The organism is Streptomyces sp. JNUCC 63 (genome assembly GCF_054366325.1).
Window position 1 is genome coordinate 2,458,996 of record NZ_CM135963.1, and the last position, 19,367, is coordinate 2,478,362.

General features: G+C 72.0%; 10 protein-coding genes. 9 read left to right on the forward strand and 1 reads right to left on the reverse strand.

Translation table 11 applies throughout. The features are described 5' to 3' along the window. Positions 1-73 precede the first annotated feature (73 nt). The 7 genes from ACX25U_RS11030 (at position 74) to ACX25U_RS11060 (ending at position 12,275) form a co-directional block, all read left to right on the forward strand. The gene (locus ACX25U_RS11030) at positions 74-2,077 is read left to right on the forward strand and encodes an ABC transporter ATP-binding protein (protein WP_454391056.1); all 2,004 of its coding nucleotides are present in this window, start codon (positions 74-76) and stop codon (positions 2,075-2,077) included. Then, on the forward strand, positions 2,074-3,933 hold the full coding sequence (locus ACX25U_RS11035; RefSeq protein ID WP_454391058.1) for an ABC transporter ATP-binding protein: 1,860 nt from the start codon (positions 2,074-2,076) through the stop codon (positions 3,931-3,933). Before ACX25U_RS11030 ends, ACX25U_RS11035 begins: the two co-directional genes overlap by 4 nt. A 25-nt stretch (positions 3,934-3,958) precedes the next feature. Then, the gene (locus tag ACX25U_RS11040; protein WP_454391060.1) at positions 3,959-5,689 is read left to right on the forward strand and encodes an ABC transporter transmembrane domain-containing protein; all 1,731 of its coding nucleotides are present in this window, start codon (positions 3,959-3,961) and stop codon (positions 5,687-5,689) included. Beyond that, entirely contained in the window at positions 5,686-7,452 is a 1,767-nt protein-coding gene (locus ACX25U_RS11045) for an ABC transporter ATP-binding protein (protein WP_454391061.1), read from the forward strand. Before ACX25U_RS11040 ends, ACX25U_RS11045 begins: the two co-directional genes overlap by 4 nt. 280 nt (positions 7,453-7,732) lie before the next feature. Next, positions 7,733-9,784, forward strand: a complete 2,052-nt coding sequence (locus tag ACX25U_RS11050; protein WP_454391063.1) for a M4 family metallopeptidase — start codon at positions 7,733-7,735, stop codon at positions 9,782-9,784. 242 nt (positions 9,785-10,026) lie between these two features. Further along, complete coding sequence (locus tag ACX25U_RS11055; protein ID WP_454391065.1) at positions 10,027-11,685, forward strand: M4 family metallopeptidase; 1,659 nt, start codon at positions 10,027-10,029, stop codon at positions 11,683-11,685. A 71-nt stretch (positions 11,686-11,756) separates the two neighbouring features. Continuing rightward, positions 11,757-12,275, forward strand: coding sequence for a DUF1990 family protein (locus ACX25U_RS11060; protein ID WP_454391067.1), 519 nt, complete (start codon positions 11,757-11,759; stop codon positions 12,273-12,275). Positions 12,276-12,467: 192 nt separating this feature from the next. Here ACX25U_RS11060 and ACX25U_RS11065 read toward each other — a convergent pair whose 3' ends face one another. Further along, positions 12,468-15,116, reverse strand: coding sequence for a glycosyltransferase family 1 protein (locus tag ACX25U_RS11065; RefSeq protein WP_454391069.1), 2,649 nt, complete (start codon positions 15,114-15,116; stop codon positions 12,468-12,470). A gap of 352 nt (positions 15,117-15,468) precedes the next feature. Between ACX25U_RS11065 and ACX25U_RS11070 the strand changes: the two genes are divergently transcribed. Next, entirely contained in the window at positions 15,469-17,619 is a 2,151-nt protein-coding gene (locus ACX25U_RS11070; RefSeq protein WP_454391071.1) for an alpha-1,4-glucan--maltose-1-phosphate maltosyltransferase, read from the forward strand. Then, a complete protein-coding gene (gene treS / locus ACX25U_RS11075; protein WP_454391073.1) occupies positions 17,616-19,319 on the forward strand; it encodes a maltose alpha-D-glucosyltransferase in 1,704 nt (567 codons plus the stop codon). Before ACX25U_RS11070 ends, treS begins: the two co-directional genes overlap by 4 nt. The last annotated feature ends 48 nt before the right edge of the window (positions 19,320-19,367 follow it).

Here is a 19,367-nt window from a genome sequence, read left to right on the forward strand (position 1 = left end):
GGCGGAGTACGGTCCGGCCGAACCGCCGAAAACTCTGTGGGCGATGTCGGTGGCGGTCCGTAGGCTCGCCCTGATGCCCAATACACCTGCCTTCGCCGAGGATCCCGCCGACCGCACCGGCCCGACCGGCCGTTCGGCCGTGCGTACGCTGCTGCGCCTGTGGCCGTACGTGCGGCCGGTGCGTGTGCGGCTGTTCACCGCCGCGCTCGTCGCGATCGTCGCCTCCTGTGCGGGACTGGTGATCCCGCTCGTCCTGAAGTGGATGGTGGACGGGCCGGTCGCCGACCGGGACCCGCGCGGCGTGTGGCTCGGGGCGCTGTACCTGTTGCTGCTCGGGGTGATGGAGGCCCTGCTGTTCGGGCTGCGGCGGTGGCTGGTGGCCCGGCCGCTGTCGCGCGTGGAGGCGGAGATGCGGGCGGGCCTCTACGGGCATCTGCAGCGGCTGCCGGTGGCCTTCCACGACCGGTGGGCGTCGGGCCAGCTGCTCTCCCGGGGCACGACCGACTTGATGCTGCTGCGTCAGTTCCTCGCCTTTCCGCTGACGTTCCTGCTGGTCAACGGCGTGACGATCGTGGTCGGCGTGGTCATCATGCTGCTGCAGGACTGGACGCTGGGGCTGGTGATGCTCGGGCCGGCCGTGCCGCTGGTCGTCCTCAGCGCGGTCTTCGAGAAGCGGTACGCGCACGCGGCGCGGCTGGCGCAGGACCAGGTCGGGGACCTGACGACGGTGGTCGAGGAGAGCGTGCTCGGCATCCGCGTCATCAAGGGCTTCGGCCGGCACCGCAGCCAGGCGCGGGCGTTCCGCGAGCTGTCCCGGACCCTGCGGGGCACCGAGCTGCGCAAGGCCCGCCTGCTGGCCACCATCTGGGCGGTCATCATGACCCTGCCGGAGGTGGCCATCGGGGCGGCGCTGGTGGTGGGGGCGGTCCAGGTCGCGGACGGCTCGCTGTCGGCGGGCACGCTGGTGGCCTTCCTGTCCACGGCGCTGGCGCTGCGCTGGCCGGTGGAGTCGATCGGGTTCCTGCTGGCGATGAGCCAGGAGGCGGCGACGGCGACGGAACGGTACTTCGAGGTCCTGGACGCGGAGCCGGAGTCCGGGGAGCCGTTGGTTTCCGGTGAGCGTGGGCCGGCGCCGGGGGGTGGGTCGCGCAGCCCGGCGTTGCGGGGTGCCTCCCCCGAGCCCTTCGAGCAGGGGGTACCCCCAGCGCCCGCCCTCCCCCGAGCTCTCGGCTTCGCTCGAGCAGGGGGGACCCCCATCGCCCCTGGGGGTCCCCCCAGGCGTTCAGCACCAGGGGAGGCACGGCTGCCCGCAGCTTGCGGCGGGCTACGGTTCCGCGGCGTTCGTTTTCGTTATCCCGACGCCCCGCCCGCCTCCCCGCCCCTTCTCGACCACATCGACCTGCACATCCGCCCCGGCGAGTCCATGGCCCTGGTCGGCGCGACCGGAAGCGGCAAGACGACCCTCACGGCGCTCATCCCCCGCCTCCACGAGGTGACCGAGGGCCGCATCACCCTCGACGGGCAGGACATCACCGAGTTGTCCCGAGAGGAGCTGCGCTCGATGGTCGCCGTCGCCTTCGAGGAACCCACCCTCTTCTCCGCGAGCGTCGGCGACAACGTTCTCATGGGCGCCGGCGCCACCGCCGGCGCCCATGAGCTGGGCCGCGCGCTCTCCGTCGCACAGGCCGACTTCGCGCACGCCCTCCCCCAGGGCACGGACACGCAGGTCGGCGAGCAGGGCCTCAGCCTCTCCGGCGGCCAGCGGCAACGCCTCGCGCTGGCCCGTGCCGTCGTGGGCCGGCCCCGGTTCCTGGTCCTGGACGACCCGCTGTCCGCCCTGGACGTGCACACCGAGGCCGCCGTGGAGGCCGCCCTGCGCCAGGTCCTCGCCGACACCACCGCCCTGATCGTGGCCCACCGCCCCTCCACGGTCCTGCTGGCCGACCGCGTCGCCCTGCTGTCGAACGGCCGGATCGCCGCCGTGGGCACGCATCACGAACTGCTGCGCACAAACGCCGAGTACGCCCACCTGATGTCAGGAGGGCACTCGCCCGAAGAGGAGGACGAGGACCGATGACGGCCCCCACGACGTCCGTCCCCACCCCCGCGGACGAGGAGGACCCACCGCGCCCCGGGAGCGCCGACGACCCCTTCGACCGGGACGTCCTGCCCACCCCGCCGGGCGCCACGGCGGCGTTGCTGCGTTCCCTGCTCGCCCCCATGAAGGCCCGCGTGGCCGGCACCACGCTCCTGCTGCTGCTCCAGCAGGCGGCGGTCCAGGCGGGCCCGCTGCTGGTGGCGTACGCGATCGACACCGCCGTACCGGCGTTCCGCGACCACGACCACGGGCCGCTGGTCGCGGTGGCGGTCGCCTATCTGCTGTGCGCGGTCGCCTCCGGCGGACTGCAGTGGGCGTTCATCACCGCCGCGGCCCGGGTCAACCAGGACGTGCTGCTCGACCTGCGCGGCCGTATCTTCCGCCACGCCCAGGCGCTCAGCGTCGACTTCCACGAGCGCTACACCTCCGGCCGGCTCATCTCCCGCTCCACCACGGACGTCGAGTCGCTGCGCGAGCTGCTCGACGAGGGCCTCCAGGAACTGGTCACGGTCGTCCTGTCCTTCGTCTACATCTCGGCGATGCTGCTGTGGCTGGACCTGAGCATGGGCGCGGTCGCGGTGGCCTCCTTCGTGCCCCTGTACCTGCTGGTCCGGCTCTACCGGCGGCGCGCCGGGCGGGTGTTCCGGGAGCGGTCGACGGCGATCGCCGCGGTGATCGTGAAGTTCGTGGAGACGATGAACGGCATCCGGCCGGTGCGCGCGTTCCGCCGCGAGGCCGCCAACGACGCCGACTTCCGCGTCCTCAACCGGCGCCACGAGCGCACCAACGGCGACGCGCTCCTGGAGATGGCCCGCTATGTCGTCGGCTCCCGCCTGGTGGCCAACACGGCGGTCGCGTTCATCGTGCTGTGGGGCGCCTACCGGGTGGCGGACGGCTCGCTGGAGCTGGGGGTGCTGGCGGCGGCGGTGCTGTATCTGCGCCGGCTGTACGACCCGATCGACCGGCTCGGCATGTTCCTCAACTCCTACCAGTCGGCGGCGGCCTCGCTGGAGAAGATCGCGGGCCTGCTGGCCCAGACCCCGTCGGTCCCGGAGCCGTCGGCGCCCAGGCGGCTCCCGGCGCTCGCGTCGGACCTGCCCGGCCGCGAGGTCGTCTTCGACGGCGTCCGCTTCGGCTACCGCACGGGCGGCGAGGTGCTGCCCCGCTTCGACCTGACCATCCCGGCCGGCCAGACCGTCGCCGTGGTCGGCTCCACCGGCGCGGGCAAGTCGACCCTGGCCAAGCTGCTGGCCCGCTTCTACGACCCGACCGATGGCCGCGTGCTGCTGGACAGTGTGGACCTGCGCGACCTGGCCGTTCCCGAGCTGCGGCGCGGGGTCGTCATGGTCACGCAGGAGGCGTTCCTGTTCTCCGGCACGGTCGCCGAGAACATCGCCGTCGGCCGCCCGGACGCGACCCGTGAGGAGATCGAGCGGGCCGCGAAGGCGATCGGCGCCCACGACTTCGTCAGCGCCCTGCCCGACGGCTACGACACGGACGTACGCAAGCGGGGCGGCCGTATCTCCGCGGGCCAGCGCCAGCTGGTCTCCTTCGCACGGGCGTTGCTCGCCGACCCGTCCGTGCTCATCCTCGACGAGGCCACCAGCTCGCTCGACATCCCGGGCGAACAGGCCGTGCAGCGCGCGATGGCCACCGTCCTGCGGGGCCGTACGGCCGTGGTGATCGCGCACCGGCTGTCCACGGTGGAGATCGCCGACCGGGTGCTGGTGATGGAGCACGGCCGGATCGTGGAGGACGGCACGCCGGCCGACCTCGTCGCCGGCACGGGCCGCTTCGCCGACCTGCACCGGGCGTGGCGGGACAGCCTGGCCTGACGGCCGGACGGGAACGGGGAGAGCAGTGATCGACGCGTACGAGGACCCGGGCACGCCCGACCACCGGGGCGGGTGGTGGTACCTGTGGTGGCTGGTGAGGTGCCAGCCGGGCCGGTCGGCGGCCGGTGCGGCGCTGGCCAGCGTCTGGATGGTGCTGATGGCGGCGACGCCGTACCTGATGGCCCGGGCGATCGACGACGGCCTGCAGCCGGGGAACATGACGGCGCTGACCGGCTGGACCGGGGTTCTGGTGGCGGTCGGGGCGTTCAACGCCTGGGTGAGCGTCATGCGGCACCGCACGATGACCCGGCTGCGGATGGACGCCAACTTCCGCACGGTCAAGGCCGTCGTCGACCACGTGGTCCGGCTGGGCGCCGCGCTGCCCCGCCGGGTAGGGGCCGGGGAGGTCGTCACGATCGGCGTCGGGGACGTCCAGACCATCAGCCAGTGCCTGACGGTGGTCGGCCCGGGGGCGGGCGCGGTCGTCGTCTACGCGGTCGTGGCCGGGCTGCTGATGTCGGTCTCGGTGCCGCTGGCGGTCGTCATCCTGCTGGGGGTGCCGCTGATCGCGGTGCTCGTCGGGCCGCTGATGCGCCGGCTGCAGGGTGCCGAGGGCGAGTACCGGGAGCGGCAGGGGGTGCTGACCGCGCGGATCGGCGACCTCGCGGGCGGACTGCGCGTGCTCAACGGGCTGGGCGGCAAGGGGCTGTTCGCGGACGCCTTCCGCCGGGACTCGCAGCGGCTGCGGGCGCAGGGCTACAGGGTGGGCGCCGTCACCAGCTGGATGCAGGCGCTCGGGGCGGGTCTGCCGACGCTGTTCCTGGCCGTGGTGACCTGGCTGGCGGCCCGGCTGGCCGCCGAGGGGCGGATCACCGTGGGCGAGCTGGTGTCGGTGTACGGCTATGTGGCGGTCCTGGTGTTGCCGGTGGCGTTCTTCATCGAGATGGGCTACCAGCTCAGCCGTGGCGTGGTGGCCGCCCGCCGGGTGGTGGGGCTGTTGCGGGTGGAGCCGGACGAGGACACCGGAACGCGGGACGCGCCTGCCGAACCCTCGGTGCTGTACGACCCGGAGTCCGGCGTCCGGGTGGTACCGGGGCGGCTGACCGCGCTGGTGTGCGCCCGCCCCGCCGAGGCGGCGGCGGTGGTCGACCGCCTGGGCCGCTACGAGCCGTCGGCGGCCACGTGGGGCGGGGTCCGGCTGGACGAGATCGAGCTGTCCGCCGTGCGGGAGCGGATTCTGGTCGCCGACAACGAGGCCGACCTGTTCGCCGGGACCCTGCGGGAGCTGGTGTGCGGGCGCCGTGACCGTGCGGACGCCGACGTGGCACGGGCGGTGCGCGCGGCCGTCGCCGACGACATCGTGCAGGGGCTGCCCGACGGGCTCGACTCGGCCGTGTCCGCACAGGGCCGCAGCCTGTCCGGCGGCCAGCGGCAGCGGGTCCGGCTGGTGCGGGCGCTGCTGGCCGATCCGGAGGTGCTGCTGGCGGTGGAGCCGACCTCGGCGCTCGACGCGCACACCGAGGCCGCGGTCGCGGACCGGCTGCGCCAGGTGCGCGAGGGCCGTACGGCGGTCGTCACCACCACCTCCCCGCTGGTGCTGGCCCGCGCCGACATTGTCCACTACCTGGTCGACGGCAAGGTCGTGGCCGGCGGCAGCCATCGCGAACTCCTCGACGCCGAACCGGGCTACCGGGCACTGGTGGCGCGGGACACGGAGGACACCGACGCTCTCACCGCAGAGGAGACCGTGCGATGACAGCTCAGGCTCCGGGGCGGCTGCCGGTCGCCGGACCCGCGGACGTGCGACGGGCCGCGGTCCTGCTGATCCGGGCCGACGGGCGGTCCTTCACGACCGTCCTGCTGCTGAACGCGCTGGCCGCCGGCGCCGGCCTGGCCGGTCCGTGGCTGCTCGGCCGGATCATCGACCACGTCCGGGCCGGGGGCGGGGTCGGTGCCGTGGACCGGATGGCGGTCGCCATCGTGGTGTGCGCGCTGGCGCAGTTGCTGCTGGCGCGCTGGGCGCGGTACGTGGGGCACCGCTTCGGCGAACGCACGCTGGCCCGGGTGCGCGAGAAGTTCGTCGACCGGGCGCTCGGGCTGCCCGCGTCGGTGGTGGAGCGGGCCGGCACCGGTGACCTGACCACGCGGGGCACCGCCGACGTGGCCACCGTCGGCACCACGCTGCGGGACGTGGGACCCGAGTTCCTCGTGTGCGTGGCGCAGGCGCTGTTAGTGCTGGTCGCGGTGTTCGTGCTGGACCCGCTGCTCGGCGTCGTCGGGGTGCTCGCGCTGACCCCGATCTGGTGGGTGCTGCGCTGGTACCTGCGCCGGGCGCGGGACGGCTACCTCGCCGAGGGCGCGGCCACCTCGGAGGTCGCCGAGATCCTCGCGGCGACCGCGTCCGGGGCCCGTACGGTCGAGGCGTTCCGCCTGTCCGGGCAGCGGGTCTCGGCGAGCCGGGACGCGCTGGACACGTCCCGGCGCACCCGCTTGTACACGCTGTTCCTGCGCAGCGTGTTCTTCCCGGTGGTCGAGGTGTCGTACATCCTCCCGGTGGCCGGGGTGCTGCTGGTGGGCGGTGTCCTGCACGCGCGGAGCGCGGTGAGCCTGGGCGCGGTGGTGGCCGCGGCGCTGTACCTGCGGCAGTTCACCGAACCGCTGGACCAGATCCTGATGCACGTGGAGCAACTGCAGAGCAGCGGAGCGTCGTTCGCCCGCGTGGAGGGCCTGGCCCGCGCCCCGCGGTCCGCCCGGACCGGCTCCTCCGCCCCCGCTCCCGCGGACGACCGCATCGACGTGACCGGGGTGCGCTACGCCTACGAGCGCGGCGGCGAGGTGCTGCGCGGGGTCGACCTGACCGTGCGGCCCGGCGAACGGCTGGCCGTGGTGGGCCCGTCCGGCGCCGGCAAGACGACCCTGAGCAGACTGCTGGCGGGCGTCGACGCGCCGACCGAGGGCTCGGTCACGGTGGGCGGCGTGCCCGTGGCCGGCCTGGAGCCGGAGCGGCTGCGCCGCCAGGTCGTCCTGGTCACCCAGGAGCACCACGTGTTCCTCGGCACGGTCCGCGACAACCTGCGCGTCGCCGAACCCGCGGCCACGGACGAGCAGGTGTGGTCGGCACTGGCCGCCGTGGGCGCCGACACCTGGGTGCGGGAACTCCCGCACGCCCTGGACACCGAACTCGACACCTCCGCCCACCGCACCGACGGCTCCCAGGCCCAGCAACTCGCCCTCGCCCGCGTGGTCCTGGCCGACCCGCACACCCTGATCCTGGACGAGGCCACGGCCCTGCTCGACCCCACCACGGCCCGCCACGCCGAACGCGCCCTCGCCGCCGTCCTCCGGGGCCGCACGGTCATCGCCATCGCCCACCGCCTCCACACCGCCCACGACGCCGACCGCGTCGCCGTCATGGAGGACGGCCGCCTCACCGAACTCGGCACCCACGACGACCTGGTGGCATCCGCAGGGGCGTACGCGGCGCTGTGGCACACGTGGCACGGGGGCGCCAACACCTAGCGTTCGCATACAGAACACGAATATCCGGACAACGAACGATTTCCGGCCAAGTTTGTGACGTGCTCCTGACAGAGTGGGTCATCTGCTGTCACTCTTCCCCTCGGCCCAGTCACAGCCGCGCCACCCCACAGCACCCCCACAGATCCAAGGCTCCACGGCTGTGCTGCCGCCGGCACCTCGCACCTGGTTCCGCGCTCCGCCCCGTTCTGCCCGGACGGCCGGCCCGCCGTCCGGATCTCCCCTGGTCGCGCGCCCCGCGGCCACGCAGAAGGAGTCAGTGTTGAGAAGCAGCAGTTCTCACAGACGCACCCCCCACATCACGCACCGCCGGACGGCGGGCGTCGCCCTCGCCGGTGTGGCCGCGCTGATCGCCGCGGCCGTGCAGGCCGGCGCCGCGAGCGCCGCCCCCGCCCAGGCGGCCCCCGCCGGGAAGATCAACCCGGCCCATCCGGCCGTGAGGCTCACGCCCTCGCAGCGTGCCGAGCTGATCCGGGACGCCGACGGCGCCAAGGCGCGCACGGCCAAGGACATCGGCCTCGGGGAACAGGAGCAACTGGTCGTCAAGGACGTCGTGAAGGACGGCGACGGCACGCTTCACACCCGTTACGAGCGCACCTACGCCGGACTGCCCGTCCTCGGCGGCGATCTGATCGTCGACACCGCCACGTCGGGGAAGACCGAGCGGGTGCTCAAGGCCACGGGCGCGGCCGTCGAGGTCGGCAGCCTCACCCCCGCCGTGTCGAAGGCGGCCGCCGAGCAGCAGGCCGTTCGGCGCGCCAAGGCGCTCGGCGGCACCGAGGCCGGCGCCGACCAGTCCTCCCGCAAGGTGATCTGGGCGGCGAGCGGCAAGCCCGTACTGGCGTACGAGACGGTGATCGGCGGTTTCCAGGACGACGGGACGCCGAACCGGCTGCACGTCGTCACGGACGCGAACACCGGCAAGGAGCTCCACCGCTACCAGGGCATCGAGACCGGCGTCGGCAACACCCAGTACAGCGGCCAGGTCCCGCTGACGACGACCCAGTCGGGCTCGACGTACACGCTGAACGACGGCGCGCGCGGCGGCCACAGGACGTACAACCTCAACCGGGGCACCTCCGGCACCGGCACGCTGTTCTCACAGGCCGACGACACCTGGGGCAACGGCACCACGTCGAACGCCGCCACCGCGGGCGCCGACGCGCACTACGGCGCCGCGGTCACGTGGGACTTCTACAAGGACTCGTTCGGCCGCAGCGGCATCCGCAACGACGGCAAGGCGGCCTACTCCCGCGTGCACTACGGCAACGCGTATGTGAACGCGTTCTGGGACGACAGCTGCTTCTGCATGACGTACGGCGACGGGTCGGGCAACGCGCGCCCGCTGACCTCGCTGGACGTGGCCGGCCACGAGATGAGCCACGGCGTCACCTCCAACACCGCGGGCCTCAGGTACAGCGGTGAGTCCGGCGGCCTGAACGAGGCGACCTCCGACATCTTCGGCACCGGCGTGGAGTTCTACGCCGGCAACAGCTCCGACCCCGGTGACTACCTCATCGGCGAGAAGATCGACATCAACGGCAACGGCACCCCGCTGCGCTACATGGACAAGCCCAGCAAGGACGGCGCGTCCAAGGACAGTTGGTACTCGGGGATCGGCTCGGTGGACGTGCACTACTCCTCCGGCCCGGCGAACCACTTCTTCTACCTGCTGAGCGAGGGCAGCGGCGCCAAGGTCATCGGCGGCGTCAGCTACAACTCGCCCACGGCGGACGGGCTTCCGGTCACCGGCATCGGCCGGGACAAGGCACTGCAGATCTGGTACCGGGCGCTGACCACCAAGTTCACCTCCACCACCAACTACGCGGGCGCCCGCACCGGCACGCTGGCGGCGGCCGGCGAGCTGTACGGCACCTCCGGTGCCGAGTACAAGGCCGTACAGGACGCCTGGGCGGCGGTCGCGGTCGGCTCCCGCTCCGGCGGGGACGACGGCGGGGGTGGTGGCGGTTCGGCCTTCGAGAACACCACCGACGTGGCGATCCCCGACTACGGCGCGGCGGTCACCTCGTCCGTCACGGTCTCCGGGCGCAGCGGCAACGCCCCGTCGAACCTTCAGGTTTCGGTCGACATCGTGCACTCCTGGCGCGGTGACCTCCAGATCGACCTGGTCGCCCCGAACGGGTCGACGTACCGGCTGAAGAACACCGGTTACGACCCGACGCCGGACGTACACCAGACGTACACGGTCAACGCCTCCTCCGCTCCGGCCAACGGCACCTGGAAGCTGCGCGTCCAGGACCGCGGTCCGGGCGACACCGGCTACATCGATGGCTGGAAACTGACCTTCCCGTAGCCCGCCCGGGCGCCCGGGTGCAGGGCGCCGCTCCGAGGTCCCGCGCCCCGGGACGGCGCCCGTTCATGACGCCGAAACGTTTACCGGACCGTCATTTTTCAGCCAACATCACTTGGCACCGCTGACATGTACGCGTCCTCGGTGTCACTCTTCCTCCACCCGCCGCACGAGCACAGCACCCCCACCACCGCTCCGGCCCGGCATCCCCACGCCGACCGGACACCCCCACATAAGGAGCTTGTGTGACTCCCCTCTACGCGCGTCACAAGCGCACCACTCTGGCCCTCGCCACCGCTGTCGCGGCCGGAGCCCTCCTCAGCACCGCTCTGAGCACCAGTGCTTCGGCCCAGACCCCGGCCGACTCCACCGGCGCGGCACCCCTCGCCGCGGCCCCCGTCCTGCTCTCCGACACGGCCCGCACCTCCCTGATCCAGCAGGCGCAGGCCGACGCCTCCGGCACGGCCCGGGAGATAGGCCTCGGCGCCCAGGAGAAGCTGGTCGTCAGGGACGTCGTCAAGGACGCCGACGGCACGGTGCACACCCGCTACGAGCGCACCTACGCCGGCCTGCCCGTCCTCGGCGGCGACCTGGTCGTCCACACCTCCAAGGCGGGCAAGACCCAGGGCGTCACCAGAGCCACCAAGGCGACCATCAAGGTGGCCACGCTCACGCCGAAGATCGCCGCCGCCAAGGCGGAGAAGCAGGCGCTGACCCTCGCCAAGGACGCCGGCTCGGAGAACACCGCCCCCGACCAGGCCCCGCGCAAGGTCGTCTGGGCGGGCGACGGCACTCCGGTCCTCGCCTACGAGACGGTCGTCGGCGGCCTCCAGGACGACGGCACCCCGAACGAGCTGCACGTCATCACCGACGCGGCCACCGGCGAGACGCTCCACGAGTACCAGGGCGTCCACACCGGCACCGGCAAGACGCTGTACTCGGGCAGCGTCACCCTCGGCACCGCCCTGTCGGGGTCGACGTACCAGCTGTACGACACCACGCGCGGCGGCCACAAGACGTACAACCTGGCCCGCGGCACCTCCGGCACCGGCACCCTGTTCACCAACACCACCGACGTGTGGGGCACGGGTACGGCCTCCAGCTCGTCCACCGACCAGACGGCCGCCGCCGACGCCGCCTACGGCGCCCAGATCACCTGGGACTTCTACAAGAACACCTTCGGCCGCAACGGCATCAAAAACAACGGCGTGGCCGCCTACTCGCGGGTCCACTACGGCAACGCCTACGTCAACGCCTTCTGGCAGGACAGCTGCTTCTGCATGACGTACGGCGACGGCGCGGGCAACGTCAAGCCGCTGACCTCGCTGGACGTGGCCGGCCACGAGATGAGCCACGGCGTCACCGCCAACACCGCCCGTCTGAACTACTCGGGCGAGTCCGGCGGCCTGAACGAGGCCACCTCCGACATCTTCGGCGCCGGTGTGGAGTTCTACGCCAACAACGCGTCCGACCCCGGTGACTACCTCATCGGCGAGAAGATCAACATCAACGGCAACGGCACCCCGCTGCGCTACATGGACAAGCCCAGCAAGGACGGCGCCTCCGCCGACTACTGGTCCTCCAGCCTGGGCAGCAAGGACGTGCACTACTCGTCCGGCCCGGCGAACCACTTCTTCTACCTCCTCGCGGAGGGCAGCGGCGCGAAGACGATCAACGGCGTCAGCTACAACTCGCCGACGTACAACGGCTCCACGGTCACCGGCATCGGCCGCGCCAAGGCGCTGCAGATCTGGTACAAGGCGCTGACCACGTACATGACGTCCACCACCAACTACAAGGGCGCCCGCACGGCGACCCTGAACGCGGCGGCGGCGCTGTACGGCTCCGGCAGCACCGAGTACAACACGGTGGCGGCGGCCTGGACCGCGATCAACGTCACCTGACCTCCGGACAGTTGATCTGCGCGGCCCCCGGGAGGAAGCCCCTCCCGGGGGCCGCCCTACGCTTGGGTCCCATGTCTACCGAGGACTTCACCTACGAGGAGGTCGGCGCGACCCGCGAGCAGGGCCTCTGCCCGCCGGGCTTCCACCCCCTGCACGTGCGTACGCGCATCGGCGAGGGCGAGGAGGTGTTCCGGCGGGCGTCCGAGGCGGTGCTGACGTGGGAGATGCACCGGGCTCTCGGCGTGGGCATCGACACGAGTGCGGAGCGGGCGACGGCCGGTGTCGACGTGACCGTCAGTGTCGCCGGGGTCGTCAAGGCGCCGTGCCGGGTGGTCTGGACGGTCGAGGAAGGCCGTCGTGTCGGGTGGGCGTACGGCTCGCTGCCGGGGCATCCGGAGTGCGGCGAGGAGGCCTTCGTGGTGGACCGTACGGGGGATGGGACCGTGTGGCTGACGGTCAGCGGGTTCAGTCGGCCGGCGAAGTGGTACGCCCGGGCGGCGGGGCCGGCCGCCCGGGGGTTCCAGCACGCGTATGCCCGTCGGTGCGGTGTGGTGCTGCGGAGGCTGTGCGGCGACGTGGCGGAGCCGTGACGCTGTCGGGCGGGGGGGGGAACGCTCGCCCGCGCTTGCGGGGTGCCTCCCTCGAGCTCTTCGAGCAGGGACACCCCCAGCGTCCACCCTCCCCCAGGCTCTCGGCTTCGCTCGAGCCTGGGGGACCCCCATCGTCCCGGGGCCCCCAGGCGTTCAGCACTGGGGGAGGCACGACCGTCCGCAGCTGTCCAGTTACCGCAGTAGTACGCCCGCTCCCTCGCCCGTTTCCTCCGAGGGGACCGTCACCAGGCCCAGTTCCGCCGGGGACGTCAGGAGGGGGTGGGCCGGGAGGATGCGGACCGTGTAGCCGTAGGGGCCGGTGCGGTCCAGGGAGAGCGGGCCCTCGTAGACCCAGCGGCCGTCGGGGTCGGGGGCTCCCGTGGGTTTCAGGGGGACGGCGGTGGCGTCGGTGATGCGGTCCTCCTCGTCGACCCGGCCGGAGACGGCCTGCGCCTCCACGTCGTCCGGGCCGAGGCTGCCCAGGCCCACGCGCACCCGCAGGCCGAGGGTGGTGCCGAGTTCGGCGGGGGCCGTGGACGGGGGTCCCTCCGTGCGTTCAGCAACGGGGGAGGAGGTCTCCACGTGGTCCACCGTCACCTCGTGCCAGGCGCCGCGCACCCGCGCCTTCCACTCCGCGAGCTCGCGCGCCGCGTCCGGGTCCAGGGCGCGGTGGGCGTGGGCGGCGGGGACGTAGAGCCGCTCGACGTACTCGCGGACCATGCGGCCCGCCAGCACCTTCGGGCCGAGCAGGGTCAGGGTCTGGCGGACCATCTCGATCCACCGGTCGGGCAGTCCGTCCCGGCCGCTCTCGTAGAAGCGGGGCGCGACCCGCTGCTCCAGCAGGTCGTACAGCGCGGCGGCCTCGACGTCGTCGCGGTGGTCGGGGTCGTAGCCGACCCCGTCCGCGGTCGGGATGGCCCAGCCGAAGTCGGGCTGGTACCACTCGTCCCACCAGCCGTCCAGCACGGAGAGGTTGAGGCAGCCGTTGAGCGCGGCCTTCATGCCGGACGTGCCGCACGCCTCCAGCGGCCGCAGCGGGTTGTTCAGCCAGACGTCGCAGCCGTGGTACAGCTTCTGCGCCATCGCCATGCCGTAGTCCGGCAGGAAGACGATCCGGTGGCGTACCCGCGGGTCGTCGGCGAAGCGGACCAGCTCCTGGATGAGCCGCTTGCCGCCGTCGTCCGCCGGGTGCGCCTTGCCCGCGACCACGATCTGGACCGGCCGCTCGGGATGCAGAAGGAGGTCCATCAGCCGGTCGCGGTCGCGCAGCATCAGTGTCAGACGCTTGTACGACGGCACCCGGCGCGCGAAGCCGATCGTCAGCACGTCGGGGTCGAGCACGCCGTCGATCCAGCCCAGCTCGGCCGTACCCGCGCCACGCTGCCGCCAGGAGGCCCGCAGCCGGCTGCGCACCTCCGTCACCAGCTGTTCGCGCAGGTCGCGGCGCAGGTCCCAGATGTCCTGGTCGGGGATGTCGGCGACCGCGTCCCAGCGTTCGGAGCCGCCCGTGGTCAGCGCGTCCTCGGTGCGCTGGGCGCCGATCTGCCGGGCGCCCAGCCGGAAGACCTCCGGGGCCACCCAGGTCGGGGCGTGCACGCCGTTGGTCACGGAGGTGATCGGCACCTCCTCGGGGTCGAACCCCGGCCACAGTCCGGCGAACATCTCCCGGCTGACCGTTCCGTGCAGCAGCGAGACGCCGTTGGCGCGCTGGGCCAGCCTGAGGCCCATCACCGCCATGTTGAACAGGTTCGGCTCGCCACCCGGGTACGTCTCCATGCCCAGCTGGAGAATCCGCTCGACGTCGATGCGCGGCAGCTCGGCGTCGGGCCCGAAGTGGCGGGCGACCAGCTCCCGGTCGAAGCGGTCGATGCCGGCCGGGACGGGTGTGTGCGTGGTGAAGACCGTGCCCGCGCGCACCGACTCCAGTCCCGCGTCGAAGTCCAGCCCCTGGTCGCACAGCTCGGCGATGCGCTCCAGGCCGAGGAAGCCCGCGTGGCCCTCGTTGGTGTGGAACACCTCGGGACCGGGGTGGCCGGTGAGCCCGCAGTACGTCCGTACCGCCCGCACCCCTCCTATGCCCAGCAGCATCTCCTGCAGCAGCCGGTGCTCGCTGCCGCCGCCGTAGAGCCGGTCGGTCACCCCGCGCTCGCCGAGATCGTTCTCCTCGACGTCGGAGTCCAGCATCAGCAGCGGAATCCGGCCGACTTGGGCCACCCAGATCCGGGCGTGCAGGGACTTGCCGCCGGGCAGCGCCAGTGAGACCCGAGCCGGGGTGCCGTCGGCCTCCTTCAAAAGGGTGACGGGCAGCTCGTTGGGGTCGAGGACCGGGTAGTGCTCCTGCTGCCAGCCGTCCCGGGACAGGGTCTGCCGGAAGTATCCGTGCCGGTAGAGCAGCCCCACCCCGATCAGCGGTACGCCGAGGTCGCTGGCCGCCTTCAGATGGTCGCCGGCGAGGATGCCGAGGCCGCCGGAGTACTGCGGCAGCGCGGCCGTGATGCCGAACTCGGGTGAGAAGTACGCGATGGCGGCGGGCAGGCCCTCCGGCCGGCTCTGGTACCAGCGGTCGCCGGTCACGTAGTCGTGCAGGTCGTCGGCGACGGCGGTCAGCCGACGCAGGAAGCGGTGGTCCTCGGCCAGCTCGGCCAGCCGCGCGGGACTCACGCTGCCGAGCAGGCGTACGGGGTCGCCGCCCGAGGAGGCCCAGCGCTCGGGGTCGACGGACTGGAAGAGGTCACGGGTCTCGGCGTGCCAGGACCAGCGCAGGTTGCGGGCCAGCTCACTGAGCGGGCGCAGGGGCTCGGGGAGAACGGGACGGACGGTGAACCGACGGATCGCCTTCACTTGCCACCTCGGCGCGTTCGCTGGATGGACGCACTGCGCTGTGCGCCCCGTCACTGAAAACCGTACCGGTCCGGGAGCGGCCGCCGCTGGGTATGGACACCGCCGGGCGCCGCCGTGCCCGGAAGGGACCGGGTCGGTGCCCGGAAGGGACCGGGTCGGTGCCGGTCTCGGCCGTGTCCGGACCGGGCCGGTCTTGTGTGTCGACATACGCGCGGGTAGTTAACAAAGTGCCGGATTGCTCACCCGAATAGGGTGGGAAGGCTCCTCCGGTACACCCGACAGGTAGACCACGCAGGACCCACCTCCCCACAGACATCCGCCCACACCCTCGTTGACGCGGACAGGAGCGGTCATGCCCGCCAAGCACCACTCGGCAGCACCACCGACAACCAGCACGAGCAGCGCAAGCAGCGCAAGCGGGGCCTCCGGCAGGTCCGGCGCCGACGCGCCACCCGGGCACCCCCGCGGCCCCGGCCGGCAGGCCTCACCGGCCTCGGAGCGACCCTCCGCGGGCGGGGCCACCGCCGTGGGCCGGATCCCCGTCCTCGACGTCCGCCCGGTCGTCCAGCACGGCCGCAGGCCCGCCAAGGCGGTGACCGGGGAGTCGTTCCAGATCTCGGCCACCGTCTTCCGCGAGGGCCACGACGCCGTGGCCGCGAACGTGGTCCTGCGCGACCCGGAGGGCCGCCCCGGCCCCTGGACGCCGATGCGCGAACTGGCCCCCGGCACCGACCGCTGGGGCGCCACCGTGACCGCCGGTGAGCCCGGCCTGTGGACCTACACGGTCGAGGCCTGGGGGGACCCGGTCACCACCTGGCGGCATCATGCGCGGATCAAGATTCCCGCCGGACTGGACACCGGCCTCGTCCTGGAGGAGGGCGCACGCCTGTACGAGCGGGCCGCCGCCGGGGTGCCGGAGGACGACGGCCGGGACGTGATCCTGGCCGCCGTGGCGGACCTGCGCGACGAGAACCAGCCGGCCGCCACCCGTCTGGCGGCGGCGTTGACGCCGGAGGTGGACGCGGTCCTGGCCCGGTATCCGCTGCGGGAGCTGGTCACCGCCTCCGAGCCGCTTCGTCTGCTGGTGGAGCGGGAGCGGGCCCTGTACGGGGCCTGGTACGAGTTCTTCCCCCGCTCCGAGGGCACCGCCGAGCAGCCGCACGGCACCTTCCGCACCGCCGCCCGCCGCCTGCCCGCGATCGCCGCGATGGGCTTCGACGTCGTCTACCTGCCCCCCATCCACCCCATCGGCACCACCTTCCGCAAGGGCCGCAACAACTCCCTGGACGCCGGCCCCGACGACGTCGGCGTGCCCTGGGCCATCGGCTCCCCCGACGGCGGCCACGACGCCGTCCACCCCGCCCTGGGATCGCTGGAGGACTTCGACCGCTTCGTGGCCCGGGCCGGCGAGCTGGGCCTGGAGGTCGCCCTGGACCTCGCCCTGCAGTGCTCCCCGGACCACCCCTGGGTGCACAAGCACCCCGAGTGGTTCCACCACCGCCCCGACGGCACCATCGCCTACGCCGAGAACCCGCCGAAGAAGTACCAGGACATCTACCCCCTGGCCTTCGACGCCGACCCGGACGGCCTGGTCGCCGAGACCCTGCGCGTCCTGCGGCACTGGATGGCGCACGGGGTGCGGATCTTCCGGGTGGACAACCCGCACACCAAGCCGGTGGTCTTCTGGGAACGGGTGCTCGCCGACATCAACGCCACCGACCCCGACGTGATCTTCCTGGCCGAGGCGTTCACCCGCCCGGCGATGATGCACACCCTGGCCCAGATCGGCTTCCAGCAGTCCTACACCTACTTCACCTGGCGCAACACCAAGCAGGAGCTGACCGACTACCTCACCGAGCTGTCCGGCCAGGCGGCCGCCTGGATGCGGCCGAACCTGTTCGCCAACACCCCCGACATCCTGCACGCCTACCTGCAGCACGGCGGCCGGCCCGCCTTCGAGGTCCGCGCCGTGCTGGCCGCCACCCTCTCCCCCGCCTGGGGCATCTACAGCGGCTACGAACTGTGCGAGAACATCCCCCTGCGCGAGGGCAGCGAGGAGTACCTGGACTCGGAGAAGTACCAGCTCAAACCCCGCGACTGGGCAGCCGCCGAACGCGAGGGCCGCACCCTCACCCCCCTCATCACCCAACTCAACGACATCCGCCGCCGCAGCCCGGCCCTGCAACAGCTGCGGGACCTGCACTTCCACCACGCCGACAAGGAAGCGGTGATCGTCTACTCGAAGCGGAGCGGATCGAACACGGTTCTGGTGGTCGCCAACCTCGACCCTCACCACACCCAGGAGGCCACGGTCTCGTTGGACATGCCGCAACTCGGCCTGGACTGGCACGAGTCGGTGCCGGTGCGCGACGAGCTCACCGGCGAGACCTATCACTGGGGCAGGGCCAACTACGTGCGTCTCGAACCGGGCCGCCGGCCCGCGCACGTCTTCACGGTTCTGCGACCGTCCACCCCGCAGATCGGAGGGTCACCCACAACATGATCGTCAATGAGCCCGTTCCGGACACCTTCGAGGACACTCCGGCCATGGACCGGGACCCGGAGTGGTTCAAACGCGCCGTCTTCTACGAGGTCCTCGTCCGCTCCTTCCAGGACAGCAACGGCGACGGCGTCGGCGACCTGAAGGGCCTGACCGCCAAACTCGACTATCTGCAGTGGCTGGGCGTCGACTGCCTGTGGCTGCCGCCGTTCTTCAAGTCCCCCCTCAGGGACGGTGGTTACGACGTCTCCGACTACACCGCCGTCCTCCCGGAGTTCGGCGACCTGGCCGACTTCGTGGAGTTCGTCGACGCCGCCCACCAGCGCGGCATGCGCGTGATCATCGACTTCGTGATGAACCACACCAGCGACCAGCACCCGTGGTTCCAGGAGTCCCGCAAGGACCCCGACGGCCCCTACGGCGACTTCTACATGTGGGCCGACGACGACAAGCAGTACCAGGACGCGCGGATCATCTTCGTCGACACGGAGGTGTCCAACTGGACCTACGACCCGGTGCGCAAGCAGTACTACTTCCACCGGTTCTTCTCCCACCAGCCGGATTTGAACTACGAGAACCCGGCCGTGCAGGAGGAGATCCTGGCCGCCCTCCGCTTCTGGCTGGACCTGGGCATCGACGGCTTCCGGCTGGACGCGGTGCCGTATCTCTACGCGGAAGAGGGCACCAACTGCGAGAACCTGCCCGCGACCCACGAGTTCCTCAAGCGGGTGCGCCGCGAGATCGACGCCCAGTATCCCGACACCGTGCTGCTGGCGGAGGCCAACCAGTGGCCGGAGGACGTCGTCGACTACTTCGGCGACTACGCCGCCGGCGGCGACGAGTGCCACATGGCCTTCCACTTCCCGGTCATGCCCCGCATCTTCATGGCCGTCCGCCGCGAATCCCGCTACCCCGTCTCCGAGATCCTCGCCAAGACCCCCGCCATCCCCTCCGGCTGCCAGTGGGGCATCTTCCTGCGCAACCACGACGAGCTCACGCTGGAGATGGTCACCGACGAAGAGCGCGACTACATGTGGGCCGAATACGCCAAGGACCCCCGCATGCGCGCCAACATCGGCATCCGCCGCCGCCTGGCCACCCTGCTGGACAACGACCGCAACCAGATCGAACTCTTCGGCTCCCTGCTGCTCTCCCTGCCCGGCAGCCCGATCCTCTACTACGGCGACGAGATCGGCATGGGCGACAACATCTGGCTCGGCGACCGCGACGCGGTGCGCACCCCCATGCAGTGGACCCCGGACCGCAACGCCGGCTTCTCCTCCTGCGACCCCGGCCGCCTATTCCTGCCCGCCATCATGGACCCGGTCTACGGCTACCAGGTCACCAACGTCGAGGCGTCGATGTCCTCCCCCTCGTCGCTGCTGCACTGGACCCGCCGCATGATCGAGATCCGCAAGCAGAACCGCGCCTTCGGACTGGGGTCCTACCGGGAGCTGCAGTCGTCGAACCCCGCGGTCATCGCGTTCCTCCGGGAGTACGAGGACGACCTGGTCCTGTGCGTCAACAACTTCTCCCGCTTCCCCCAGCCCACCGAGCTGGACCTGAGCGCCTTCCGCGGCCGGCACCCGGTCGAGCTGTTCGGCGGGGTGCGCTTTCCGGCCATCGGAGAGCTGCCGTACCTGCTGACCCTGGCGGGACACGGCTTCTACTGGTTCCGGCTGCGCAAGGACGCGGCGGCCTAGTACCCCGGGGTGGGGCGGTTTCCTCCGCCCCACCCGTGGGCACGCGTC